We start from the raw sequence: 23,930 nt of genomic DNA, 5'->3' as shown, positions 1-23,930 counted from the left end.
AAAATGACAACAAAGACGAACGATGACAACCATCCTTGGCAGCTTTCTCCATACGTCCGGTGCGGGGCCCGTTCTACCGTCGTCGCGGAGGCCGGGCCTTCCGCGCGCCGCGGGCGGCCACCGACACCGGCCCCGGGAGGATCCGTGACTGCCCTCGTCCGCGACCCGATCCCGCTCCCGGCCGGGCCGGGGCGGCGGCCGCCCGCCGCCGGGGCCGCGAGCCTCGCGCTGCGGCCGCTGCTGGACCCGCCGCGCCGCGCGGCCCGGGTCATCGCGGTGTTCCCGTCGGCGGTGTACCTGGAGATGCGCGGCGGCCCCGAGCCGCGCGTGCTCGCCGTCGTCACCTCCGACGCCGGGCGGCTGCCCAACGCGGTGGTGGTCGTGGCGACGCGCCGCGAGCACCCGTTCCGGCCGGTCCGGGAGGGCGGGGACGCCTGCGTCGGCGAGGGGCGGGTGGAGGCGGACGGGCTGGCCGTGCGCGTCCGCCGCTGGTGGGACCCGTCCCCCGCGCTCGGCGGGATGGCGCCGGCGGCGCTGGCCCGCGGCGTCCGCGCGCTGGAGGACGAGCTGGCCGCGGCCGGCGCGCTCACCGCCGCCGGACCGGCGGGCGGCGGCCTGGCCGGGCACCCGGACCCGGGCGGTCTCGCCGCGGCCTGCGCGGCCGGCGACCTCGCGGGCGCCGTGGAGGCGGCCGAGCGGATCGTGGGCCTCGGGCCGGGGCTGACGCCGTCTGGCGACGACATCCTGTGCGGCCTGCTGGTGTCGCTGCGGCTGATCGGCGGCGCCGTCCGGCACGGCGAGGCGGCGGTGCGGCTGGCGGACTGGCTCGGCGCCGCCGTGACCGCCGACGCCGGCACCCGCACGACGGCGCTCGCCGCGACGCTGCTGCACTGCGCGGCGGCGGGCGGCGCGGGCGCCGAGGTCGCGGCCGTGCTGCGCTTCGTCGCGGGCTGCGAACCGCCCGGCCGGACGGGGCAGGGCGCCGTCCGGCGGCTGCTGTCGGTCGGGCACACCTCGGGCACCGACCTCGCGCACGGCGTCCTCACCGGCTGCCGCGCCGCCCTCGCCCTGACCGCCGCCCCCCGCCATGCCGGGAAGGCGACCGCATGAGCGCAGCGAACCGGGGGGTGTGGGGGGTCGCCCCCCACAGGAGGCACGCATGAGCGCAGCGAACCGGGGGGTGTGGGGGGTCGCCCCCCACAGGAGGCACGCATGAGCGCAGCGAACCGGGGCCTGTGGAGGGTCGCCCCCCACAGGAGGCACGCATGAGCGATTGGGTCGAGGTTCGGCGGGGGGGCTACCACGATTCGGTCACGCTCATGCGGGTCAGCCGGCAGCTGGCGGAGCGGTCCGGCGTCGCGGGGGCGATGGTGGCGATGGCCACCGAGCTGAACCGCGAGATGTTCGCGCGGATGGGGTTCGGCGTCCCGGACGGCGCTGGCCCCGACGACCTCGTCGTGGCGATCCGGGTGGACGGCGGCGGGCTCGACGAGGCGCGCGAAGCCCTCGACGGGCTGCTGCGCGACGCGTCCCGCCCGCCGGCCGGCGGCGGCCTGCTCGGCGCGCCGGAGCCGCCGCGCACGACCCGGTCGGCGGCGGCGCGGGCGGACGCGACCGTCGCGCTGCTGTCGGTGCCGGGCCCGCACGTGTTCCCCGAGGCGATGGACGCGCTGGACGCCGGCCTCAACGTGATGGTCTTCAGCGACAACGTGCCGCTCGGCCAGGAGATCGCGCTGAAGGAGGCGGCGGCGCGGCGCGGCCTGATCGTGATGGGCCCGGACTGCGGGACGGCGGTGGTCGGCGGCGCGGGCCTCGGGTTCGCGAACGCGGTCCGGCCGGGGCCGGTCGGCATCGTCGCGGCGTCCGGGACGGGCGCGCAGCAGCTGATGTGCCTGCTCGACGCGGCGGGCGCCGGGGTGAGCCACGTGCTGGGCGTCGGCGGGCGCGACCTGTCGCCCGAGGTGAGCGGCCGGTCGGCGCTGTCCGCGCTGGCGGCGCTGGACGCCGACCCGGGCACCGAGCTGATCGTGCTGGTGTCGAAACCGCCCGCGCCGCAGGTGCTCGACCTGATCCGGGAGGCGGCGCGGCGGCTGGACACCCCGGTCGTGTTCGCGCTGCCGATGCCCGGCGAGGACGACCTGACGCGGGCCGCGGAGAAGGTGCTCACGGCGCTCGGGCGGACCGTCCCCGAATGGCCGCGCTGGACGGCGGCGCGGCGTCCGGCCACGGTGCCGGGGCGGGCGCTGCGCGGGCTGTTCGCGGGCGGCACGCTGCGGGACGAGGCGGAGATGATCGCGCGGGACGCGCTCGGCTGGGACCTGGCGGCGCGCGGCCACCGGTTCACCGACTTCGGCGACGACGCCTACACGCGGGGCCGCCCGCACCCGATGATCGACCCGACGCTGCGGCTGGAGGCGCTGCGGGCGGAGGCCGCCGATCCGGGCTGCGGCGTCCTGCTGCTGGACGTGGTGCTCGGCCACGGTGCCGAGCCCGACCCGGCCGCCGCGCTGGCCCCGGCCGTCGCGGACGCGGCGCGGGACCGCCCGGACCTGGCCATCGCCGTGTCGCTGTGCGGGACGCCGGGCGACCCGCAGGACCGCGACCGGCAGGCGGCGGCGCTGTGCGAGGCGGGCGCCGACGTGTTCGGCTCCAACGCGCAGGCGACCCGGCACGCCCTGCGGATGGTGGAAGGGGCTCCGGCATGACCGAGCAGCGGCTGGGCGGACTGCTGTCCCGCGAGCCCAGGGTGGTCACCGCCGGCGTGGACGTGCTGGCCGGGGCCCTCGCCGACCAGGCCGTCCCGGTCGAAGCCGTCGACTGGCGGCCGCCGCCGGCCGGGACGGAGGCGGCGCTCGCGGCGGTCCTCGGCGATCCCGGCCACGCCGGCGCCAACGCCCGCGCCGTCCAGCGCATGCTGACGGCCCGCCCCCACCTGGTGGACGTGCGCCCGGCGCGGGACGTCCTCGGCCTGGAGCCGGGGACGTTCCTGCACGCGGGCCCGCCGCTGGAGTGGGACCGCGCGTCCGGCCCGATGCGGGGCGCGCTCATCGGCGCGATGCTCCTGGAGGGGCTGGCGGAGACGCCGCTCGGCGCCCGGCACGCGCTGGAGCGCGGGTCGGCGGTGCTGGAGCCGTGCCACCACCACGCGACCGTCGGGCCGATGGCGGGCGTCGTCAGCCCGTCCATGTGGATGTTCGTGGTCGAGGACGCCGAGCACGGCGGGACCGCGTACTGCTCCCTCAACGAGGGGCTCGGGAAGGTGTTGCGCTACGGGGCGTACGGGCCGGAGGTGATCGAGCGGCTGACGTGGATGGGCGAGGTGCTCGGCCCGGCGCTGCGGGCGGCGGTCCGGCGGCACGGGCCGCTCGACCTGATGTCGGTCATCGCGCAGGCGCTGCAGATGGGCGACGAGCTGCACAACCGGAACCGGGCCGCGACGTCGCTGCTGCTGCGCGAACTGGCCCCCGACCTGGCCGCCGCCGAGGACGTCCCCCGCGACCAGGCCGCCGAGGCGCTGCGGTTCGCGGCGGGCAACGACCACTTCTTCCTGAACGCGGGCATGGCGGCGGCGAAGGCGTGCGCGGACGCGGCCCGGGACGTCCCCGGGTCCAGCCTGGTCGTGGCGATGGCCCGCAACGGCACCGACTTCGGCATCCAGGTGTCGGGCACGGGCGACCGCTGGTTCACCGGGCCCGCCGGCGTCCCGGACGGCCTCTACCTGGGCGACTACGGCCCCGGCGACGCCAACCCCGACATCGGCGACTCGGCGATCACCGAGACGGCGGGGACGGGCGGGTTCGCGCTCGCCGCCGCGCCCGCGATCGTCCGGTTCGTCGGCGGCGAGGTGCCGGACGCGGTCGCCGCGACGCAGCGCATGTACGAGATCACCCTCGCCGAGCACCCGTCCCTGCAGATCCCGCTGCTGTCGTTCCGCGGCACCCCGGTCGGCGTCGACGTGACCCGCGTCGTCCGCACCGGGATCCTGCCCGTCATCGACACCGGGATCGCGGGCCGGGAGGCGGGCACCGGCCAGGTCGGCGCCGGCCTCGTCGAACCGCCGTCGAACGTGTTCACCGACGCCCTGCACGCCCTCGCGGAGATCGCGTAGGGGTCCCGCCAGGGGGTAGCGTCCCGGACATGAGCGAGTCGATCACCGGGGAGCAGTACGCCCTCAGCGCCGGGCCGTACCAGGCCGTCGTCACCGAGTCGGGCGCGAGCCTGCGCGAGCTGACCCACGAGGGCCGGCCGCTGGTGCTGTCGCACGGCGCCGACGAGCCCGCCCCCGCCGCGTTCGGGCACCTGCTGGTCCCGTGGCCGAACCGCGTCGACCGCGGCCGCTACAGCTACGGCGGCGCCGAGCACCAGCTGGACGTGTCCGAGCCGGCCCGCGACTGCGCGATCCACGGCCTCGTTCGGTGGGCGTCGTGGAAGGCCGCCGAGCACCGGCCGGACCGGGTGCGGCTCACCCACCGCCTGCTCGCGACGGGCGGCTACCCGTTCCGCCTCGACCTGGAGGCCGAGTACTCCCTCGACGCGTCCGAGGGCCTGCGGGTGCGGATGACCGTCCGCAACCCCGGGTCGAACACCGCCCCCTACGGCCATGGCGCGCACCCGTACCTGACGGTCGGCGAGCCCATCGACGCCTGCACGGTCCACCTGCTCGCCGACAGGTACGTCCCGGTGAACGACCGGATGGTCCCGTCCGGGCCGTCCGAGGACGTCACGGGCACCAAGTACGACCTGCGCACGGGCCCGCTGCTCAGCGACCGGCAGATCGACAACGCGTTCGCCGACCTGAACCGCGACGGCGACGGCCGCGTCTGGGTGATCCTGTCCGGCGGCGACCGGACGGTCCGGCTCTGGGCGGACGAGGCGCACCCGTGGATGGAGATCTACACCGCCGACAGCACCCCCGTCCCGCGCGAGGGCCTGGGCGTCGAGCCGATGACCTGCCCGCCGAACGCCTTCGTCTCCGGCGAGGGCCTCGTCCACCTGGAACCCGGCGCCGAGTTCACCGGCACGTGGGGCATCGTCGCGGGCGCCTGATCCGGTCCCGCCCGACCGGTTCCCCGATGGGCGGCCCTTGGGGGATCATTGCCGGGTGAACCTCAGTGTGTCCTCGTTCGACGACCTGTCCGCGCGCATCGCCGCCGCCCGTGACGCGCACGGCGAGCGCTTCCCCGGCGGCGCGGAGGGCCGGCAGCCGGTGCACACCGTGTACGTGCCCGCCGACCGGTTCTCCCGCTCGACGCCCGCCGAGTTCGGGGCCGAGGCGCTGCGGCTGCTGAACACCCACACGCCGGGCGCCGGGTCGTTCGGCGCCGCGTTCGGGCTCGACCCGGAGCTGGCCGAGCCGGTGCGCGCGCGGGTCGCGGCGAAGCTCGCGAACGAGCCGGTCGAGGACGTCCGGATCGACTTCGAGGACGGCTACGGCGTGCGCGCCGACTCCGAGGAGGACGCGCACGTCGAGCAGGTCGTCGAGGCCGTCGCCGCCGCCTACCAGGTGAAGGGCCTCCCGCACTACTGGGGGGTGCGGGTGAAGTCGTTCGCCGACGGCGGGCACGAGCGCGCGATGCGGACCCTCGACGGGTTCCTGACCGCGCTCCGCGACCGGCTCGGGCGGCTGCCGGGCGGGTTCACGATCACCTTCCCGAAGGTGGTGACGGTCGAGCACGTCCGGCTGTTCACCGAGTTCCTGGACCGGCTGGAGACCGCGCTCGGGCTGCCGCAGGGCATCCTGCGGTTCGAGATCCAGGTCGAGACGCCGCAGTCGCTCATCGACCACGCGGAGCAGCGGACCGGCCTCGGCCCGCTCGTGGACGCCGCGCAGGGCCGCGTCACCGCCGCCCACTTCGGCGTGTTCGACTACACCGCCGCGCTGGGGCTGCCGCCGCACGAGCAGCGCCTCGACCATCCGGCGTGCGACTTCGCCCGGCACCTCATGCAGGTGTCGCTCGCCGGGACCGGCGTGCGGCTGTCGGACGGCTCCACCAACGTGATCCCGCGCAACGACGGCCCCGACGAGGTCAACGCGGCGTGGGCGGTGCACGCGGCCCACGTCCGGCACTCCCTCGCCCACGGCTTCTACCAGGGCTGGGACCTGCACCCGGCGCACCTGCCGAGCCGGTACGCGGCCGTGTACGCGTTCCACCTGACCGGCGTCGACGAGGTCATCGGGCGGGTCCGGGCGTGGCACGAGCAGGCGGCGGGCGACGCGAGCGGCTTCCTGGACGAGCCCGCCACCATCACGGCGCTCACGGCCCGGCTCCGCCGCGCGGTCGACTGCGGCGCCCTGGACGAGAGCGTCCTGCCCGCGTCCTAGCCCTTCCGCCAGAGCGGGACGACCACGTCGAGGACGGCGCCGAGCTGCTCCTCCTCGTAGGCGAAGTGCGCGTCGAGTTCGGCGGTCATCCGGTCGAGTCCGGCGCGGACGGCGTCCGGCTCGCGGGAGCCGGCGTCGTCCAGCACGGCCTGGAGCCTGCGCCTGTTGCCGGTGACGGCGGCGTGCTCGCGGCGCAGCCGGCCGATGACCGGGGCGAGGCCGGGGAACTGGGCCTCCAGGCGGGGGAAGGCGCGTCCCTCCTCGTTGTCGTGGTGCTCGCCGAGGACGCCGCAGACGGAGACGCAGTGCTCGCGGAGTTGCCGGGCCAGTCCGGGGACGCCGCGGGTCCCGTTGTGGAGGGCGTCGACGTCGGCGCGGAGATCCGCGAGCCGTGCCCGCAGGTCGTGGTGGATCCGAGCGAGCTGGGTGCCCGCGGCGCGTCCGGCCCGGTGGACGGCGACGACCGGGATGACGCGCTCGGTCTGCCGCTGGTACTCGGCGAACGCGGGGACGAGTTCGCCGCGCAGCGCGTACAGCCGGTCGCGTTCCTCGCCTTCCACGGGGATCGCGACGCCGTCGAAGGTCTCGGTGCCGGCCTCGACGGTGACGCGGGGGTCGGCGCGGACGTTGTGGTACCACGCCGGGTGCTTCGGCCCGCCCGCGTTGGACGCGAACACGAGCAGCCGGTCGCCGTCCGCCATGGAGCCGAGCGGTGTGGTGTGCGGTGCGCCGGACTTCCTGCCGGTGCTGGTGAGCAGCAGCAGGTCCGCGCCCTCGAAGGGGCCGCCGACCCGGCCGCCGTTCGCCCGGAACTCCTCGATGACCTGCCGGTTCCCGTCGCTCATCGGAGCCGTCTCCTATCCTGGAGCCGATCGGATTATTTGCTTTGAAAGCAAAGCTATTTTGGAAACAGAGGCAATGTCAACCGAAGAGAGCGCCGGGCCGGACGTCGACGACGCCGTCCGGACGATGCTGCTGCTGATGCCGCGGCTGGTCTCCGCCGCCAAGAAGATCAGGGTGCCGGCCGAGCTGGCGTCCTTCGACCTCGCGCCACGACACCTGTCGCTGCTGGCCTACCTGCTGTTCGACGGGCCGATGAGCGTGAACACGCTGGCCGGGCGGCTGGAGGTCGCGCCCGCCACGGTCAGCCTGATGGTCGGCGACCTCAGCCGGCAGGGCATCCTCGAACGCCGCGAGGACCCCGGCGACCGGCGCCGCACGATCGTCAGCGTCGCCGGCGCGCACCTGCCCGCGATCAACGGCTGGCTCGGCCAGGGCGCGGGCGCCTGGCGCGCCGCCCTGGAACCCCTCGCACCGGATCAGCGCACGATGTTCATCGACACGCTGCTCGCCTACGAGCGGGCGGTCAGTGCCGCTCGCGGCGGTTGAAGGCGTCCAGGTCGCCGGGGGTGTCGATGTCGTCGGGCGCGGCGACGTCGTCGCACGGCACCGGGGTGATCAGGTCGGTGTGGGCGCGCAGGTAGCCGCGGGCGCCCTGGTCGCCGGTCGCGGCCTCGGCGACGCCCGCGAAGTGCTCGGCGCGCAGCAGGACGGGGTTGCGGCGCGCTCCCCCGTAGGTGGCGACGGCGATCCGCGCGCCCTCGTCGTAGGCGGCGACCAGGCGCGCGACGGCGGCCGGGGTGACGAGGGGCTGGTCGACCAGGGCGACGACCACGGCGGGGCAGGCGGGCGGCAGCGCGGCCAGGCCGGCGCGCAGGGAGGAGCCCATGCCCTCCCGCCAGCCGGGGTTCGGGACGACGACGGCGCCGATGACCTCGAGCTGCGCGGCGCCCGCCACCACCAGGACCGGCGAGCAGCCGCCGTCCCGCAGGGTCGCGACGCCCCGGTCGACGAGGCGTTCGCCGTCCAGCTCCAGGGTCGCCTTCGGACGGCCGAGCCGGCGGCCCTCGCCCGCCGCGAGCAGCAGGCCGGCCGGGGACAGCGCACCGTGCAACGTCATCCAGCGAGGGTAGTGCGGACGGGCGGCCCGGTGTGGAAGGTCAGGGTGCTTCGGCGTGGATCCTGCCGCTGGTGTCGGTGAGCGGGCGTCCCGAGCCGCCCCAGCGGAGCTGGACGAGTTCCGCCGCGATCGACACCGCGGTCTCCTCCGGCGTCCGGGCGCCGAGGTCGAGGCCGATCGGGGAGCGCAGCCGGCCGAGCTCGGCGCCGGTCAGGCCCGCCTCGCGCAGCCGGGCGAGCCGGTCGTCGTGGGTGCGGCGCGACCCCATCGCGCCGATGTAGCCGGCGTCCGTGCGCAGCGCCACCTCGAGCAGCGGCACGTCGAACTTGGGATCGTGGGTCAGCACGCAGATCGCGGTGCGCTCGTCGATGGCGCCGCGCTCCTCCTCCAGGAACTTGTGCGGCCACTTCACCACGACCTCGTCGGCGTCCGGGAACCGCTTCGGCGTCGCGAACACCGGCCGCGCGTCGCACACCGTCACGCGGTAGCCGAGGAACGCGCCGACGCGGGCGACGGCCGCGGCGAAGTCGATGGCGCCGAACACCAGCAGCCGCGGCGGCGGCGCGTACGCGTGGACGAACACGGTCAGGTCGTCCAGCCGCCGCTCCCCCTCGGGCCCGTAGTGCCGCTGGCCGGTGACGCCCTGCGCGAGCATGCCGCGGGCGTCGTCGTCGACGGCGGCGTCGAGGCGTTCGGCGTGCGGTTCGCCGGGGGCGAGGGAGCCGGAGGCGCGTCCGGCCCAGACGACGCGGCGGGCGCCGATCCGGCCGGGGCCGGCGATGACCGTGGCGACGGCGACCGGCTCGTGCCGCTCGATCGACTCGGCGACCTCGGCGAACTCGGGGAACGTCGCGGGGCCGACCGGCTCCACCAGGACGTCCAGGATGCCGCCGCAGGTGAGGCCGACGGAGAACGCGTCGTCGTCGCTCACCCCGTACCGCTGGACGACCGGCTCGCCCGTCTCCAGCACCGACTGCGCCAGCTCGTAGACGGCGCCCTCCACGCAGCCGCCCGACACGCTGCCCGCCACCTCCCCGCCGCGCGACACGGCCATCGCCGCGCCCGGCGGGCGCGGCGCGCTGCGGAAGGTGTGCACGACGGTCGCGAGCCCGAAGGTCTCCCCGGACGCGTACCAGCCGGCGATGTCGCCGAGGACGTCACGCATGAGCGCTCCCCTTTCCAGCGGTGCCCGCGACGATGCGGGCCAGCTCCTCCAGGGCCGCGAGGCTGTGGCCGGAGGTGAAGTCGTCGACGTGCGGCAGCGCCGCCGCCATCCCGGCGGTCAGCGGCTCGTAGCCGGGCCGCGCCTTGTGCGGGTTCGCCCACACGACCCGGTGCGCGAGCCGGTGCAGCCGCGCCATCTGCTCGCCGAGCAGCGCCGCGTCGCCGCGCTCCCAGCCGTCCGAGGCGATCACGACGATCGCACCGCGGGCGAGGCCGCGCTGCCCGAACCGGTCGAGGAACTCCTTCAGCTCCTCGCCGAGGCGGGTGCCGCCGCTCCAGTCCGGGATGGCGGCGGTCGCCGCGGCCATCGCCGCGTCCGGGTCGCGGTGCCGCAGCTCCCGGGTGAGGCGGGTGAGGCGCGTCCCGGCGCTGAAGACCTCCACGGCGCGCCCGCCGGACCGGGCCGCGGCGTGCGCGAACCGCAGCAGCGCGTCGGCGTAGGGGCCCATCGACCCGCTGACGTCCACGATCAGGACGGCGCGGCGCGGGCGGGTGCGGTGCGCGCGGTGCCGCAGCAGGGACATCTCGCCGCCGCGCCGCAGCGTCTCGCGGACCGTCCGCGCGGGGTCGAGCCGCCCCGCCGGCGCCGGTGTGAACCGGCGCGACCGGCGCCGCTCCGCGCCCGCGCCGAGCACGGCGATGAGCCGGGCGACCTCGGCGCGCTCGGCGGCGGTCAGCCGCGCCAGGTCGCGGTCGCGCAGCACCTCCACCTCGCTGGCGGTGGCCGCCTTCAGCTCCCCGGCCTCCTCGTTCCCCGCCAGCGCGCCCGGGTCGGGCAGCGTCATCCGGCGGACGACGACGGGCGGCGGCCTGCGCCGCATCCGCGCGGTCGCGCCGGAGAAGTAGGCGGCGAAGCACCGGTCATAGCGGGCGAGGTCGTCGGGGTCGGCGCACAGGGTCAGCCGCCCGGCCCAGTACACGTCGTTCGGGTCGAGGACGTCGAGGTGGTCGAGCGCCGCCAGCAGCGCCTGGACGCGCTCGGGGTCGGCGGCGCCGCCCGCCGCGCGCAGCGTCCTGGCGAACCCGACCATCGTCTCGGTGACGTCCCGCTGCACCGCTCATCCCCCGTTGAGCAGGGCTTCCAGCCCGGCGCCGAGGACCCGCTGCTGGTCCTCGCGGTACTTGAGCACGGCGCCGAGCGTCAGCGCGGCGGCCGCCGGGTCGAGCTCGCGGACGCCGAGGGCGACGAGCGCCTCCGTCCAGTCGAGGGTCTCGGCGACGCCGGGCGGCTTCAGCAGGTCGCTCTCGCGCATCCGCTGCGCGGCGCGGGCGACCTGCCCGGCGAGCCGGCCGGCCGCGCCGGGCAGCCGCCGCCGGATGATCGCGACCTCCCGGTCGAACGACGGGTGCTCCAGCCAGTGGTACAGGCAGCGCCGCTTGAGCGCGTCGTGGACCTCGCGGGTGCGGTTGGAGGTCACCACGACGACCGGCGGGCGCTCCGCCCGGATCGTGCCGAGCTCCGGGACGGTGATCGTGAAGTCGCTGAGGACCTCCAGCAGAAACGCCTCGAACTCGTCGTCGGCGCGGTCGAGCTCGTCCACCAGCAGGACGCTCGGCGAGGTCTCCAGCGCCTGCAGCAGCGGCCGGGCCAGCAGGAACCGCCGGTCGTACAGCTCGCCCTCCAGGCGGGACACGTCGTTCACACCCGCCGCCTCGGCGGCGCGCAGGTGCAGCAGCTGGCGCGGGAAGTCCCAGTCGTAGAGGGCCTGGGACGCGTCGAGGCCCTCGTAGCACTGCAGCCGGATCAGCGGCGCGCCGAGCCCGCGCGCGAGTGTTTTGGCCAGCTCGGTCTTGCCGACGCCGGCCTCGCCCTCCAGGAACAGCGGCCTGCCCATCCGCAGTGCGAGGAAGCACGCCGTCGCGAGCCCGTCGTCGCACAGGTAGGCGTGCCGGTCGAGCAGGCCCGCGAGATCCGCGGGCGATCCGAGCTGGTCCGTGGTCGTCTCCGTGGTCATCGGCGCGGTCTCCCCCACGGCTCCGAGGCTACTCGGAGGGAGGCGCAACTCCCATGCCCCGGCCCCTTGCGTTTTCGCGGCCCTCTCCTCGTGCTCGGAATTTTCTGATAAACCGGTAGGGAAAGTCGACCCGGACCGCCGAGGAGCATCGGAGCATGCAGGTCTTACCCGCGCGGCCGTGGACAGGGCGCCGCGCCGGCTGGACGCTGACTACGTGGACAGGCGCGCGACCTCCGGCGGACGCCGGCGGCCGGCGGCCGGCTCCACCCGCCGCACCGTCGCCGGCCACCCGGCCGGCGCCCCCGTACCGCGCCGGGCCACCCGCTGGAAAGGACGAACATGGCACTGTGGAAGCCGGACCCGACCTTCTACGCGTCCCCGCGCGACGCGGCCTCCGCCCCGGCGGAGAAGCTCGCGTACGTGGCGGCGTTCGACCGCGCGGCGCGCAAGCCGGACGCGATCGCGGTCCTGGACGTCGATCCGGGCTCCGGCTCCTACGGCTCCGTGGTGGGCTGGACCGACCTGCCCTATCTCGGCGACGAGCTGCACCACTTCGGGTGGAACGCGTGCAGCAGCGCGCTGTGCCCCGGCTCGCCGCACCCGCACGTCGAGCGCCGGTACCTGATCGTGCCGGGCCTGCGGTCGTCGCGGGTGTACGTCATCGACACCAAGGACGACCCCGTCGCACCCAAGATCGTCAAGGTGCTGGAGCCGGACGAGCTGGCCAAGCGCGCCGGGTACTCGCGGCCCCACACCGTCCACTGCGGGCCCGAGGGCCTCTACCTGACGGCGCTCGGCGGCGCCGGCGGTGAGGACGGGCCGGGCGGGATCGCGCTGCTCGACCACAACTCGTTCGACGTCCTCGGGCGCTGGGAGGTCGACCGGGGGCCGCAGTACTTCGCCTACGACGCGTGGTGGCACATCGCGCACGACGTCCTCATCACGTCCGAGTGGGGCACGCCCTCCATGGTCGAGGACGGCGTCGTCGGCGAGCTCCTGCTCGGCCGCAAGTACGGGCACTCGCTGAACTTCTTCGACCTGCGCAAGCGCAAGCACGTCCAGACCGTCGACCTCGGCGACGAGCACCAGATGGTCCTGGAGCTGCGCCCCGCGCACGACCCGACCAAGCTGTACGGGTTCGCCGGCGTGGTCGTCAGCGTGGAGGACCTGTCGGCGTCCGTCTGGGTGTGGCACCGCGACGGCGACGCGTGGGCGGCGAAGAAGGTCATCACCATTCCCGCCGAACCCGCCGACGCCTCCGCCCTGCCCCCGGTGATCCGGCCGTTCGGCGCGGTGCCGCCGCTCGTCACCGACATCGACCTGTCGGTGGACGACCAGTGGCTGTACGTGTCGTGCTGGGGCACCGGCGAGCTGAAGCGCTACAACGTCAGCGACCCGTTCAACCCGGTCGAGGCCGGCTCGGTCCGCATCGGCGGCATCGTCGACCGGACACCGCACCCCGCCGCTCCCGACCGTCCGCTCCCGGGCGGCCCGCAGATGGTGGAGATCAGCCGCGACGGGAAGCGCGTCTACGTCACCAACTCGCTCTACGGCTCCTGGGACGACCAGTTCTACCCGGACGGCGTCGGCGCGTGGATGGCGAAACTCGACTCCACCCCCGACGCATTCTCCCTCGACGAGCGCTTCTTCCCCAACGGCGACGCCTTCCGGGGCCGCCGCCCCCACCAGACGCGCCTGCAGGGCGGCGACGCCTCCTCGGACTCCTACTGCTACCCATGACCGACGGTTCGCTCGCCGCCCTCGTGGCGCTCGGCGCGTTCCACGGCCTCAACCCGGCGATGGGCTGGCTGTTCGCGGTGGCCCGCGGCCTCCAGGAGCGCAGCAGGAAACTCGTCCTGCAGGCGCTCCCGGCGATCGCCGCGGGCCATGCCGCGTCCGTCGGCGCCGTCGCGGTCCTCATCGCGCTGACCCGCTCGGTCGTCGCGACGCAGGCGGTCGCGATCGGCGGCGGCGCCGCGCTCGTCGCCTTCGGCTTCTGGCGGCTGCTGTCCCAGCGGCACTTCCGCTGGGTCGGCATGCGGATCTCGCTGTGGCAGCTCGCCGGCTGGTCGTTCCTGATGTCGTCGATGCACGGCGCCGGGCTGATGCTGCTGCCCGTGCTCACGTCCTCGGGGACGGCCCCGGCGCACCACGACCACGGGCTGACGTCGTCGTCCGGCAGCGCCCTGTCGACCGGCGTCTTCGTCACCGCGGTGCACACCCTCGCGATGTTCGTCGTCGCGGGCGTCATCGCGGTGCTCGTCTACGAAATCGTCGGCCTGGCGATCCTGCGCCGCGCCTGGTTCAACCTCGACCGCGTCTGGGCCGTCGCCCTCATCGGCGCCGGCACCTTCACCCTCTTCACCGCCCTGTGACCACCACGGCGAGTCCGCGAAAGCCGGTCGCCGTGGTCCTAGCGGCGCCTGCCGACGGCGGTGAGGTCGATATCGATGTCGAACGGCCCGGTCACCTTGAGGTGATCATGGTGAATGCCGGTGAGGACGTAGCCGGCACAGGCGGGGTCGAACTCGTACACATAGACGACGGTTCTTCCCTCATCCTCTTCAACGCGCCAGTAATACCTGATACCGGCTTCCCGGTACCTGCGCGGTTTGATCTCCCGGTCGCGTATCTCCGAATCCGGGGATACCGCCTCGACCACGAGGACGACGTCTTCCGGGCGATAGTAGGTCGATGGCTCTTCTCGCTCGTATGCTTCCGCGGAGACGATCAGCACGTCCGGCTCGGGCGCGTGCCGTGCGGAGAGCCGGACGGTCATCTCACGATCCGCGCACAGATGCGCAGGAGCCTGCCGGTCGAGTTCGGCCCGCAACAGGTCGATCACACGCACGCGCCACTTGCGTTGCGGGCTCACGAAGACCAGGCTCCCGTCGATCAGCTCGGTGTGCCGGGGCAGACCTCGCATGCGCAGGAAGTCGTCGGCGGTGAAACCGCCCGGCGGGGGGATCACCCAGTCTGGCAGCGGCTCAAGGTCCATGTAGCCACTTTCCGCAATACTCTCGATACTCTGCGCAATCATGGCACTACCCTGACACACGACCGCGCTCCCGGTCTTGGCAACAGCCTAGAACAGACACCCTCAGACGGGGTCGGGGGCTTCGCCTCGGGTGTGCAGGAGGGACTGGAGCTCGGCCAGCTGGCGGGCGGCGAGGGCCTTCTCGGCTCCGTTGATGCCCATGGCGCCGATGGACGTGCCGTCCGACAGGTCGAGGGTGGGCCAGGGGTCGCCTACCGTCATGCTGACGTCCAGGATCTCCGGCCATTCGAGGCGGCGGGTCTTGAAGGCGTTCACGACGGTGACACCGGACTCGTCGGCGGTGACGCGGCAGCGGGCGAGCATGTGCAGGATCCACGCCACGGCCGCGCCGAAGCCGACCATCAGGGCGCGGTCGAACGTCTTGTACTGCTCCGGCACCACCGCGGCGAGCGCGATCAGGCCGAGCACGACCACGCCCGCCGTGGTGTAGGCCACGATCCGGGTGGTGCGGGGGCGCCACACGGTCGGCAGGGCCGGTGTCTCAGCCAATGATCTTCGTGATGGGGATCTCGAGGATGTCGTGGGCACCGGCCGCCTTCAGCGCCGGGATCAGCGTGTTGATGCCGCGCTTGGCGACGACCGACTCGACGGCGTTCGACTCGCCGCCGGCGAGCGAGGTGACCGTCGGGGACGACATCGCGGGCATGATGTCGAGGACCTTCCGCAGGTCGCCCTGCGCGACGTTCAGCTTCAGCAGCACCTTGCCGCGCGCCCGGATCACGCCCTGCAGGAGGAGCGAGATGTCCTCCATCGCGGCGCGCTTCTCGGCGTCCTCGTAGGCCGCGCGGTTCGCGACCAGCTCGGTGTAGCTGGTCAGCAGCGTGTCGAGGATGCGCAGGCCGTTCTTGCGCAGCGACGAGCCGGTCTCGGTGAGGTCGACGATCGCGTCCACGATGTCGGGCACCTTCGCCTCGGTCGCGCCGTAGGACGGGACGACCGTCGCCTTCACGCCGTGCTCGTCGAGGAACCGCTTGGTCAGCGCCGGGAACTCGGTGGAGATCCGGACGCCCTCCGGCAGGTCGGCCACCGACTGCCACGGCGCGCCGTCCGGCACCGCCATGATCACGCGGACCGGGTTGGCGGTCGCCTTGGAGTACTTCAGCTCGCCGAGGCTGACGACGTCGGCGTCGGTCTCGGTGATCCAGTCGCGGCCGGTGATGCCGAGGTCGAACAGCCCCTGCTCCAGGTAGGTCGGGATCTCCTGCGGGCGCAGGACCCGGACCCGGTCGATGCGCGGGTCGTCGATGGAGGCGCGGTAGTCGCGGTCCGACGAGCGCTGGACGGTGAGGTCGGCGGCGTCGAACAGCTGCATGGTCGCCTTCTCCAGCGACCCCTTGGGCAGGACGAGTGACAGCACGGAATTGCCTTTCGGTGAGGATGCGTACGGGATACCGGGTGGTTCAGGAGCTCCGATGCGCGAGTCGTTCAGGGGCGGAACCCCTGTACCCGCTAGAAATGCTCCAGGCCGTGCCCGGCGTGACCGTGATGCCGCAGACCTCGCAGGGTCAGTGCCGTGTCGAGTGCGGCCACAGTCGCCTCCCATCCCTTGTCCTCGGAGCTGCCCGGCAGCCCGCTGCGTTCCAGTGCCTGCTCAATGGTGTCACATGTGAGGACCCCGTTGCCCACCGGAGTCGACTCGTCGAGCGCGACCCGTGTCACACCGGTGGTGACGGAGTCGCAGACGTAGTCGAAGTGGGCGGTGGCGCCGCGGATGACCGCGCCGAGGCAGACGACGGCGTCGAGGTCGCGGGCCATCTGCTGGGCGACCACGGACAGTTCGAGCGCGCCGGCGACGCGGACGACGACGGGCTCGTCCACGCCGCACGCCTTCGCCGCGGCCAGCGCCCGGTCGAGCAGCTGGTCGGTGATGTGGCCGTGCCAGCGGGTGCAGACGATGCCGAGCGTGAGCCCGGCCGCGTCGACGGTGATGTCCTCGGGGCGTCCCGCGCCGCTCATCGGATACCTCCGGCATGGAGCTCCCGGCCCTGTGGGCGGGGAGAAAACGCGGAACAGTGCGACATGGTGACCCTCCGGAGTCTGTCAGTGGCGGTCGGTATGTTGCGGGCGTGTCCCGGTACCGGTTGTGTCCGACGCCCGCGCAGGAGGCGGGGCTGCTGGAGCACTGCTCGCATGCCCGATTCGTGTGGAATTTGGCGGTGGAGCAGCATGCATGGTGGACGCCGCGGCGGGGTCGGGCGCCGGGGTATGCCGCGCAGGCACGCCAGTTGACCGAGGCCCGTGCCGCGTATGCGTGGCTGGCGGCCGGGTCGCAGACGGTGCAGCAGCAGGCCCTCCGCGACTTCGCACAGGCGATGGCGAACTTTTTCACGGGTACGCACCGGCGCCCCACCTGGCGTAAGGCCGGGATGCACGAGGGGTTCCGGATCGTGGGGGCCCGCAGCCGAGCCTGGGACGTGCGGCGCTTGTCGCGCCGCACCGGTGCGGTGCGGATCCCCAAGGTGGGCTGGGTGCGATTCCGCTGGTCCCGCCCCGTCCCGCCCGGGGTGAAATCGTTCCGGGTGGCACGGGACCGCGCCGGACGCCGGCACGTCGCGTTCGCGCACGTCCCCAACCCCATTCCCGCACCCGGTAACGGTGCGGCGGTCGGAGTCGACCGGGGCGTGGCGATATCCGCCGCGCCGTCCACCGGCGGAATCTCCAGCGTTTCGGGCCTGACGCCGGGTGAAGCGCGGCGGCTGAACCGGCTGCTGCGCCGTCTGGCCCGCACGAAGCGGGGATCGAACCGGCGTGCCCTCGTCAAGGCCGCCATCGCCCGGGTCAAGGCGCGCGAGACCGACCGCCGCAGGGACTGGGTGGAGAAGACCAGCACGGACCTGGCGCGCCAGTACGACGTGATCGCCGTCGAGGACCTGAACCTGGTCGCCATGACCCGGTCGGCGCGCGGCACCCTGGACACTCCCGGCAGGGGAGTCCGGGCCAAGGCCGGACTGAACCGCTCGATCCTCGTCAACGGGTGGGGACGGCTCGTCACCCGGCTGGAGCACAAGGCACCCGGACGCCTGGTCCGGGTCGACCCGGCGTACACGTCGCAGACCTGTCATGCGTGCGGGCACCGCGCCCGGGACAACCGCGAGAGCCAAGCGGTGTTCCGGTGCGTCGCCTGCGGGCACCGGGCCAACGCCGACGTCAACGCCGCCCGTAACATCAGAGACACCGCCGTGGGACGCACGGTGGCTGCGCGGGGAGGCGGGGCGTTGGCCCGGCCTGCGAACCGCGAACCTCAACCTGCTCTCCTGCCTGCGTGGGGGACGGATTGGAATCTCCGCCTTCGGGCGAGGGAGGACGTCAACAGAGTCCCTCGATCTGGTGTCCGAGACGGTCGCGCTTGACCGTCAGGTAGCGCCGGTTGTGCTCGGTGACGACGACCGGCATGGACTCGCGTCCGCGCACGTCCACGCCGAAGCCGTCCAGGCCCTTGAGCTTGTCCGGGTTGTTGGTGAGCACCCGCACCGACCGTACGCCCAGGTCACGCAGCATATGCGCGGCGTTGGAGTACTCGCGCGCGTCGGCGGGGAGCCCGAGCTCCAGGTTCGCGTCGACGGTGTCGGAGCCGTTGTCCTGGAGCGCGTACGCCTTCAGCTTGGCGAGCAGGCCGATGCCGCGCCCCTCGTGCCCGCGCAGGTAGAGGACGACGCCGCGGCCCTCCTGCGAGATGCGCTCCATGGCGGCGTCCAGCTGGGTGCCGCAGTCGCAGCGCTCGGAGTGCAGGACGTCGCCGGTGAGGCACTCCGAGTGCGCCCGGACGAGGACGTCGTCGCCGTCGCCGAGGTCGCCGAGCACGAGCGCGATGTGCTCGCCGCCGTCGATGGAGCTGGAGAACCCGACGGCGCGCCACATCCCGTACCGGTTGGGCAGCCGGGTCTCGACGACGCGGGCGACCATCTTCTCGGTGCGGCGGCGGTGTTCGGCGAGCTGTTCGATGGAGACCAGCTTGAGCCCGTGCTCCTTGGCGAAGACCTGGAGTTCGGGCAGGCGCGCCATGGTGCCGTCCTCGTTCACCACTTCGGCGAGGACGCCGGCCGGGGCGAGGCCGGCGAGCCGGGCGAGGTCGACGGCGGCCTCGGTGTGGCCGCGGCGGCGCAGCACGCCGCCCTCCCGGTAGCGGAGCGGGAAGATGTGCCCGGGGCGGACGAGGTCGCGGGGCTCGGACGCCGAGTCGCACAGCGTCCGGATCGTCCGCGCGCGGTCGGCGGCGGAGATGCCGGTGGTGACGCCGAGGCGGGCGTCCACGCTGACGGTGTAGGCGGTGCGCATCCGCTCGGTGTTCTGCGCGGTCATCAGCGGGATCTGCAGCCGGTCGAGGTCCTCGCCCTCCATCGGAACGCAGATGACGCCGCTGGTGTAGCGGATCGTGAACGTCAGCAGCTCGGGCGTCGCCTTGGACGCCGCGAAGATGATGTCGCCCTCGTTCTCGCGGTCCTCGTCGTCGACGACCACGACGGGACGTCCCGCCGCGATGTCGGCGATGGCGTCCTCGATCGGGTCGAAGATCCCGCTGCCGTCGTTGATGTCGTTGCCGCTCATGCGGTCACCGCCTTACCTGCCGTGGGGGTTTGCATGCTCCGGGACTCCCGGAGCCAGTTCCTGAACCCGGCCATCACCATCACGAAGAAGATCCCGTAGACCGCGCCGGAGACGTACAGCCCGGACTTGAGCGCCAGCGGCACCCCGACCAGGTCGACGAGCACCCACACGATCCAGAAGTCGACCAGCGCGCGGCTCTGCGCGAACGTCGCGACGGCACTGCCGACGAAGATGTAGGCGTTCGCCCACGGCGACCAGGCGATCTGCAGCCAGTCGAGGTGGGTGAACAGCTGGGCGACCACGGCCGTCCCGACGAGCAGCGCGCTGATCAGGACGACGCGTTCCTTGAGGGTCGCCTGCCGGACGACGAGGCCGCCGGTGCCCTGGCGTCCGCGCGTCCACATGACCCAGCCGTAGAGGGCGAGGCCGCAGAAGAGGACCTGCTTGAGGGCGTTGCCGGGGACGTCCGCGTGCAGGGACGCGGCGAGCAGCAGCAGTGCGCCGACGAGCTGCACCGGCCACGTCCAGAGGGTCTTGCGCATGGCGAGCCAGACGACGGCGAGCGAGAGCACGTTGCCGACCAGGTCGGTCCACAGGATGTGCTCGCCGAAGACCTCGAAACCCGCGCCGAGCCAGTTCACGACCGGTCGCCCATCATGCGCTCGACGTACTTGGCGACGACGTCCACTTCGAGGTTCACCGGGTCGCCGGGCTTCTTGTGGCCGAGCGTGGTGAGGGCGAGCGTCGTCGGGATGAGGGCGACGCTGAACCGGTCGGCGCCGGCCTCCACCACCGTGAGGCTGATGCCGTCGATGGTGATCGAGCCCTTGTTCACCAGGTAGCGGCTCAGGTCGGGGGGCAGGGACACCGTGACGACGTCCCACCGCTCCCCCGGCTCGCGGGAGATGATCGCGCCGACGCCGTCGACATGGCCCTGCACGAGGTGCCCGCCGAGCCGGTCGGACAGCCGGACCGGACGTTCCAGGTTGACCTTGGAGCCGGGTTCCAGCGCGCCGAGGCTGGATTTGTCGAGGGTCTCCTTGATGGCGTCGGCGGTGAAGACCCCGTCCTTGACGTCCACCACGGTGAGACAGACGCCGTTGACGGCGATCGACGCGCCGTGCACGGCGTCCTCGGTGACGAGCGGGCCGCGGATCGCGAGGGCGACCGAGTCCCCCTGGGGGTCGATCGCGACGATCTCGCCGAGCTCCTCGACGATGCCGGTGAACATCTCCCGGGCCTCCTAGTTCAGGGCTCCGGGGGACGTTCATACATCGTCGTACGCCCCCTGGTCAGGGGCGTACCGCGCGCTGCCTCCCATCCGGACTTTCACCGTCGGTCCCGGAATCCCACCGGGTCAACCGGCCGATGGCTTCGGCCGGGTCGCGGACTGTCACCGCCGGTTCGGAATTTCACCGACCCCGGAGCACGCGTTCATGCTTTGCCAACCAGTGTGCCATGCATTCCATTCCGAGCCCCATGTGACCATCGCCACTGCCGGTCGCGGGTTGAACGTTCAACGATCTTGGAACGAGGGTAGATCTTGCGACACAAGTGACGCATGACGACTTTTCCCCCAGGAGGCAGTCATGGACGTCGTCGCCCTCATCGCCCGCATCGCCTTCACGGCGATCTTCATCGGCGCCGGCATCGGCCACCTCACCGCGACCGACGCCATGGCCGGTTACGCGGCCGCGAAGAAGCTGCCCATGGCCAAGCTCGCCGTGCAGGTCTCGGGCGCCTACATCCTGCTCGCGTCGGCCCTGCTCATCCTCGGCATCTGGCCCGACCTCGCCGCCATCGCCCTCGTCCCGTTCCTGCTCGTCACCGCCGTGGTGTTCCACGACTTCTGGACGCAGGAGTCCCCGGAGGCGCGGCAGATGGAGCAGCAGCAGTTCCTCAAGGACATCTCGCTGGCCGGCGGCGCCCTGGCCCTCTTCGCCCTGTACGCCTCAGACAACCATCCCGGCCTGAACCTGGTCGGCCCCCTCTTCACCTGACCCCGGGGCACCGGCAGCCGCGCCGCCGACCACCCCCGGCGGCGCGGCTACCGGACCGCAGTGCGCCACAGTCACGGCGCCCTTCGGGGAACCTATGAACTCCGGACCGTCCACGCACCCCTGCGGATGAGCCGGGGGCGGGAAGGCCGCTCCACGGTCGACCGCTCGCCGAGGATCATCGGTTCACCGCGCAGGTAGCGCCGGTACTGGACGATCAGGTCGGCGTCCGGAAGCAGGGGCCATCGGCTCGTCCGGCCGCTCGCCTTGTCGATGAGCAGCACAGTCTCCCCATCGGGCTCCGGAACCTGCGGCGGCTCAGACAACCCCGCCCGCACATCCCTGGCGACGTATAAGGCGCCGAGGTCGGTGAGCGAGACGAGCCGACGCGCACCGCCCGCGGACGCACCGTTGAAGTGGGCGTCCGCGCGCACCCACGCGGCGCCAGGGTCAAGCGGGATGCCCGAGCGGGCGCCGTGCGACACGGGCGCATCAGCGACGCGATGCGCGGTGCGGCAGGGCGCCGCCGTCTCGCACGCCGGGCACGCCACCGCTCTCGCGGGACGATGCGCGTCCAGGACGTCGGCGAGCGCGACCACCGCACCGGCCAGAAACCGGCTCGCGTCGGCGGCCGAGTCGTCCCGCGCGAGGACGGCGAGGGCCGCGTCCCGCACTTCTCGGACGAGCGACTCCACCCGCTCACCGTGGGAACGAACCGTCATCGGACGTCGTCTCCGGGGACGACGCCGCGCTCGTGGTGGCAGACGACCTCGTCCGCGACATCGTGCAGATCCGCGAACGGTCGGCACGCGTAGGCGTCCCGTGTACCCGGCCGGACCCGCCACCGGAACACGCCTGGCGGCTCGGACCACACGGTCAGGCCCCGCATCGTGACCACGGAACGGTCGGACCCGTGGTGGCAGCGCGTGCCGTCCAGCCCCCTGGCGAGCAGCAGTCGGCGCAGCACCACGGCCGCCTCCCAGGGAAGTGGACGAGGGTGGTGGGGCCGTGCGCACATCCGGGCGGCCGGGACGCAGAACCAGGTCGCCTTGCCCGGCACCGAGAGCGGCCCCAGCCGGGATCGCGTCCGCTGCCAGCCCCACTCCGACGAGAGGGCGTCGACGACCGCGATCCCCCGGCCGCTCTCCGCCCAGGCGCCGCCCGTCTTCATGGGACGCGTCCACCCAGGCTTCGGGTCGAACACCTTGAACACGAACTGGCTCTCCGGCGTGCCGCGGTGGTAGGCCCACAGCTCCAGCACGCGCTGCCCCGCCGCCGCCGCGCGGGCCGACGTGGCGCCGATGCCGTGCCGAAGACCGTTCGTCACCAACTCCGATGCCGCGAGCGTGACGTCCTCGACGAGTTCGCCCGGCGCCTTGGCCGCCGTCAGCGCCGCCCGAAGATGCGCGCGGGCGACACCGGCGGACGTCTCGTCGGCGGGCAGCGGCCAGGCCGAACATCCGCCGAGCACCAGATCAGGGAGATGGCCGTGAGCCATGGGGGTCTCCTCTTCACGAGGGTCTATGTCGAAGCAGCGAGATCGTTTCCGCAATCGGCTGCGAACGCTGCGTTACGGGCTAGATACTGCTCGCAAGAAGTCGAACCATCAAGGGATTCAAGTTAGATTCTCGAAAATCCAGTATTCGATCTTGCGGAGATCCGGACAAATGCCTTCGATACAGGCGAGCGGCTACAGCCCGACGATCAAGAAGCGTGCTCTGAGCCGCAAACTCGTCGAGTTGCGCGAGCAGTGCGGGATGACCACAAGCGAGGTCTGCAAGCGCCTCCGCTGGAGCCCGTCCAAGCTCAACTACATCGAGAAGGCGAAGTGGGTCGACCCCAACAGCGACTCGGTCGCCGACCTCTGCGAGTTGTACGGCGTGGGCCCCACGGACACGGACGCCCTGATCAAGCTCACCCGCGAGGCCCGCCAACGCGGCTGGTGGCGCAAGTACAACGACGTGTTCACCAACGAGTTCCCCGGATTCGAAGCCGGCGCATCAGAAATCTGGACGTACCAGACGATGTTCATCCCAGGTCTGCTCCAGACCCCCGAATACATCAAGCTCGTGGGGCCCAGCGTTGGCATAGATGACGACGCCGAGATCCAACGACATGTAGACGCGCGCTTGGAACGTCAGCGCATCCTCGCCCAAAAGGTCAAGCCTTGCAGATTCCACGCCGTGATCGACGAGAGCGCAGTACTCCGTATCAGTAACGATGCCGTTCGAGCAGCCCAAATCTCCCACGTGCTCGCGATGACCGAACGCGAGAACGTAAGCGTCCAGCTCCTGCCGATGTCCGCGGGGCTCTACCCCGGCGCGGGTGAGATCTTCACCTACCTGAGGTTCCCCGACGCAGGTGAGCGCGACATCGTGTTTTTGGAGACCTGTTTCGACGATCGCCTGCTGGAAGAGGACGACGAACTTGAGCGCTATATGGTCAGGTTTGACCGGTTGCGTGCCGCGGCGCTCGACACTGCGGCAACGCGCGCATACCTGACCCGACAGCTTGAGTGAGGCGCACATGCACGTATCGCAAGCATCCTGGCGCAAGAGCAGCAGGTCTCATGTTGGAGGCAATGACTGCGTCGAGGTAGGCGGGGCATCCGATGGCGTGCTCATCAGGGACAGCAAGGATGCAGTCGGCCCCCTGCACAAGCTCACACCTGCTGCGTTCGGAGAACTGGTCAGCCGCATCAAGAGCGGCAGGCTCGACCTGTAGGACGCCGCACGTCGACCTGACGCGGCCGCCATGGCACACGACCACTCCAGACGCGTCAACCCAGCCAAGGTCGGCAGGCTCACCCCGTGGGACGAGACGCGTTGATCTGCGGCGTGTTGTTGTTATCGGCGGCCGCATAACAACA

At 72.8% G+C, this 23,930-nt stretch carries 26 protein-coding genes and 1 riboswitch; of the genes, 12 read left to right on the top strand and 14 right to left on the bottom strand.

The annotated features are described in order from the left end of the window. Positions 1–144 precede the first annotated feature (144 nt). The 5 genes from ABZ806_RS26660 to ABZ806_RS26640 all read left to right on the top strand — a co-directional run bounded on the left by ABZ806_RS26660 (position 145) and on the right by ABZ806_RS26640 (position 6,322). On the top strand, positions 145–1,110 hold the full coding sequence (locus tag ABZ806_RS26660; protein WP_500220125.1) for an oxamate carbamoyltransferase subunit AllH family protein: 966 nt from the start codon (positions 145–147) through the stop codon (positions 1,108–1,110). Between the two features lie 155 nt (positions 1,111–1,265). After that, the gene (locus ABZ806_RS26655; RefSeq protein WP_500220124.1) at positions 1,266–2,705 is read left to right on the top strand and encodes an AllF/FdrA family protein; all 1,440 of its coding nucleotides are present in this window, start codon (positions 1,266–1,268) and stop codon (positions 2,703–2,705) included. Further along, positions 2,702–4,108, top strand: a complete 1,407-nt coding sequence (locus tag ABZ806_RS26650) for a YlbE family protein (protein ID WP_500220123.1) — start codon at positions 2,702–2,704, stop codon at positions 4,106–4,108. Before ABZ806_RS26655 ends, ABZ806_RS26650 begins: the two co-directional genes overlap by 4 nt. 29 nt (positions 4,109–4,137) lie before the next feature. Then, positions 4,138–5,046, top strand: coding sequence for an aldose 1-epimerase family protein (locus tag ABZ806_RS26645; RefSeq protein WP_500220122.1), 909 nt, complete (start codon positions 4,138–4,140; stop codon positions 5,044–5,046). A 55-nt stretch (positions 5,047–5,101) separates the two neighbouring features. After that, the gene (locus ABZ806_RS26640) at positions 5,102–6,322 is read left to right on the top strand and encodes a DUF6986 family protein (RefSeq protein ID WP_500220121.1); all 1,221 of its coding nucleotides are present in this window, start codon (positions 5,102–5,104) and stop codon (positions 6,320–6,322) included. On the opposite strand, the gene ABZ806_RS26635 is transcribed toward ABZ806_RS26640, so the two are convergent. After that, positions 6,319–7,167: a nitroreductase/quinone reductase family protein gene (locus tag ABZ806_RS26635; RefSeq protein WP_500220120.1), complete on the bottom strand. Its 849-nt coding sequence runs from the start codon at positions 7,165–7,167 to the stop codon at positions 6,319–6,321. The two genes, ABZ806_RS26640 and ABZ806_RS26635, sit on opposite strands and share 4 nt — an antisense overlap. A 73-nt stretch (positions 7,168–7,240) precedes the next feature. On the opposite strand from ABZ806_RS26635, the gene ABZ806_RS26630 reads away from it, so the two are divergent. Further along, entirely contained in the window at positions 7,241–7,711 is a 471-nt protein-coding gene (locus ABZ806_RS26630; RefSeq protein ID WP_500220119.1) for a MarR family winged helix-turn-helix transcriptional regulator, read from the top strand. Here ABZ806_RS26630 and ABZ806_RS26625 read toward each other — a convergent pair. The 4 genes from ABZ806_RS26625 to ABZ806_RS26610 are packed head-to-tail and all read right to left on the bottom strand — an operon-like array spanning position 7,689 to position 11,461. After that, on the bottom strand, positions 7,689–8,282 hold the full coding sequence (locus tag ABZ806_RS26625) for a nucleotidyltransferase family protein (RefSeq protein WP_500220118.1): 594 nt from the start codon (positions 8,280–8,282) through the stop codon (positions 7,689–7,691). The two genes, ABZ806_RS26630 and ABZ806_RS26625, sit on opposite strands and share 23 nt — an antisense overlap. Before the next feature lie 40 nt (positions 8,283–8,322). After that, positions 8,323–9,447 (bottom strand): XdhC family protein, encoded by a 1,125-nt coding sequence (locus ABZ806_RS26620; protein WP_500220117.1) that lies wholly within the window; start codon positions 9,445–9,447, stop codon positions 8,323–8,325. Then, a complete protein-coding gene (locus ABZ806_RS26615) occupies positions 9,440–10,537 on the bottom strand; it encodes a vWA domain-containing protein (protein ID WP_500220162.1) in 1,098 nt (365 codons plus the stop codon). The genes ABZ806_RS26620 and ABZ806_RS26615 overlap by 8 nt, the downstream gene beginning before the upstream one ends. A gap of 27 nt (positions 10,538–10,564) precedes the next feature. Then, the gene (locus tag ABZ806_RS26610) at positions 10,565–11,461 is read right to left on the bottom strand and encodes an AAA family ATPase (protein ID WP_500220116.1); all 897 of its coding nucleotides are present in this window, start codon (positions 11,459–11,461) and stop codon (positions 10,565–10,567) included. Between the two features lie 339 nt (positions 11,462–11,800). Here ABZ806_RS26610 and ABZ806_RS26605 point away from each other — a divergent pair, with 339 nt between their 5' ends. Then, on the top strand, positions 11,801–13,201 hold the full coding sequence (locus ABZ806_RS26605) for a selenium-binding protein SBP56-related protein (RefSeq protein ID WP_500220115.1): 1,401 nt from the start codon (positions 11,801–11,803) through the stop codon (positions 13,199–13,201). Continuing rightward, positions 13,198–13,836: a hypothetical protein gene (locus ABZ806_RS26600; RefSeq protein WP_500220114.1), complete on the top strand. Its 639-nt coding sequence runs from the start codon at positions 13,198–13,200 to the stop codon at positions 13,834–13,836. Before ABZ806_RS26605 ends, ABZ806_RS26600 begins: the two co-directional genes overlap by 4 nt. Before the next feature lie 38 nt (positions 13,837–13,874). On the opposite strand, the gene ABZ806_RS26595 is transcribed toward ABZ806_RS26600, so the two are convergent. From ABZ806_RS26595 to ribH, 4 genes are all read right to left on the bottom strand, one after another. Beyond that, the gene (locus ABZ806_RS26595) at positions 13,875–14,501 is read right to left on the bottom strand and encodes a Uma2 family endonuclease (protein ID WP_500220113.1); all 627 of its coding nucleotides are present in this window, start codon (positions 14,499–14,501) and stop codon (positions 13,875–13,877) included. 60 nt (positions 14,502–14,561) lie between these two features. Further along, on the bottom strand, positions 14,562–15,008 hold the full coding sequence (locus tag ABZ806_RS26590; protein WP_500220112.1) for a PH domain-containing protein: 447 nt from the start codon (positions 15,006–15,008) through the stop codon (positions 14,562–14,564). Continuing rightward, positions 15,001–15,876, bottom strand: a complete 876-nt coding sequence (gene hisG / locus ABZ806_RS26585; protein ID WP_500220111.1) for an ATP phosphoribosyltransferase — start codon at positions 15,874–15,876, stop codon at positions 15,001–15,003. The genes ABZ806_RS26590 and hisG overlap by 8 nt, the downstream gene beginning before the upstream one ends. Positions 15,877–15,968: 92 nt before the next feature. Further along, positions 15,969–16,475, bottom strand: coding sequence for a 6,7-dimethyl-8-ribityllumazine synthase (gene ribH / locus ABZ806_RS26580; protein WP_500220110.1), 507 nt, complete (start codon positions 16,473–16,475; stop codon positions 15,969–15,971). Positions 16,476–16,489: 14 nt separating this feature from the next. On the opposite strand from ribH, the gene ABZ806_RS26575 reads away from it, so the two are divergent. Continuing rightward, the gene (locus tag ABZ806_RS26575; protein WP_500220109.1) at positions 16,490–17,869 is read left to right on the top strand and encodes an RNA-guided endonuclease InsQ/TnpB family protein; all 1,380 of its coding nucleotides are present in this window, start codon (positions 16,490–16,492) and stop codon (positions 17,867–17,869) included. On the opposite strand, the gene ABZ806_RS26570 is transcribed toward ABZ806_RS26575, so the two are convergent. The 3 genes from ABZ806_RS26570 to ABZ806_RS26560 are packed head-to-tail and all read right to left on the bottom strand — an operon-like array spanning position 17,826 to position 20,295. Beyond that, positions 17,826–19,064, bottom strand: coding sequence for a bifunctional 3,4-dihydroxy-2-butanone-4-phosphate synthase/GTP cyclohydrolase II (locus ABZ806_RS26570; RefSeq protein WP_500220108.1), 1,239 nt, complete (start codon positions 19,062–19,064; stop codon positions 17,826–17,828). The genes ABZ806_RS26575 and ABZ806_RS26570 overlap by 44 nt on opposite strands. Continuing rightward, the gene (gene pnuC, locus ABZ806_RS26565) at positions 19,061–19,705 is read right to left on the bottom strand and encodes a nicotinamide riboside transporter PnuC (RefSeq protein ID WP_500220107.1); all 645 of its coding nucleotides are present in this window, start codon (positions 19,703–19,705) and stop codon (positions 19,061–19,063) included. Before pnuC ends, ABZ806_RS26570 begins: the two co-directional genes overlap by 4 nt. Then, complete coding sequence (locus ABZ806_RS26560) at positions 19,702–20,295, bottom strand: riboflavin synthase (protein WP_500220106.1); 594 nt, start codon at positions 20,293–20,295, stop codon at positions 19,702–19,704. The genes pnuC and ABZ806_RS26560 overlap by 4 nt, the downstream gene beginning before the upstream one ends. 72 nt (positions 20,296–20,367) lie before the next feature. After that, positions 20,368–20,498, bottom strand: a riboswitch (FMN riboswitch). Positions 20,499–20,653: 155 nt separating this feature from the next. Here ABZ806_RS26560 and ABZ806_RS26555 point away from each other — a divergent pair. After that, positions 20,654–21,064 carry a DoxX family protein gene (locus tag ABZ806_RS26555; RefSeq protein ID WP_500220105.1) on the top strand — a complete coding sequence of 137 codons (411 nt, stop codon included), beginning with the start codon at positions 20,654–20,656 and terminating at the stop codon, positions 21,062–21,064. Between the two features lie 92 nt (positions 21,065–21,156). Here ABZ806_RS26555 and ABZ806_RS26550 read toward each other — a convergent pair whose 3' ends face one another. Then, positions 21,157–21,783, bottom strand: a complete 627-nt coding sequence (locus tag ABZ806_RS26550; RefSeq protein ID WP_500220104.1) for an SUKH-4 family immunity protein — start codon at positions 21,781–21,783, stop codon at positions 21,157–21,159. Beyond that, a complete protein-coding gene (locus tag ABZ806_RS26545; protein ID WP_500220103.1) occupies positions 21,780–22,559 on the bottom strand; it encodes an ATP-binding protein in 780 nt (259 codons plus the stop codon). The genes ABZ806_RS26550 and ABZ806_RS26545 overlap by 4 nt, the downstream gene beginning before the upstream one ends. 169 nt (positions 22,560–22,728) lie before the next feature. Between ABZ806_RS26545 and ABZ806_RS26540 the strand changes: the two genes are divergently transcribed. Together ABZ806_RS26540 and ABZ806_RS26535 are read left to right on the top strand one after the other, a co-directional pair. After that, positions 22,729–23,580, top strand: coding sequence for a helix-turn-helix domain-containing protein (locus ABZ806_RS26540; protein ID WP_500220102.1), 852 nt, complete (start codon positions 22,729–22,731; stop codon positions 23,578–23,580). Positions 23,581–23,587: 7 nt separating this feature from the next. Beyond that, entirely contained in the window at positions 23,588–23,785 is a 198-nt protein-coding gene (locus ABZ806_RS26535; RefSeq protein ID WP_500220101.1) for a DUF397 domain-containing protein, read from the top strand. The last annotated feature ends 145 nt before the right edge of the window (positions 23,786–23,930 follow it).

The sequence above is a fragment of the Spirillospora sp. NPDC047418 genome, assembly GCF_040643275.1.
Lineage (GTDB): Bacteria > Actinomycetota > Actinomycetes > Streptosporangiales > Streptosporangiaceae > Spirillospora.
The sequence above is the reverse complement of the archived record's forward strand: the minus strand, read 5'-3'. Positions and strand labels throughout refer to the sequence as shown.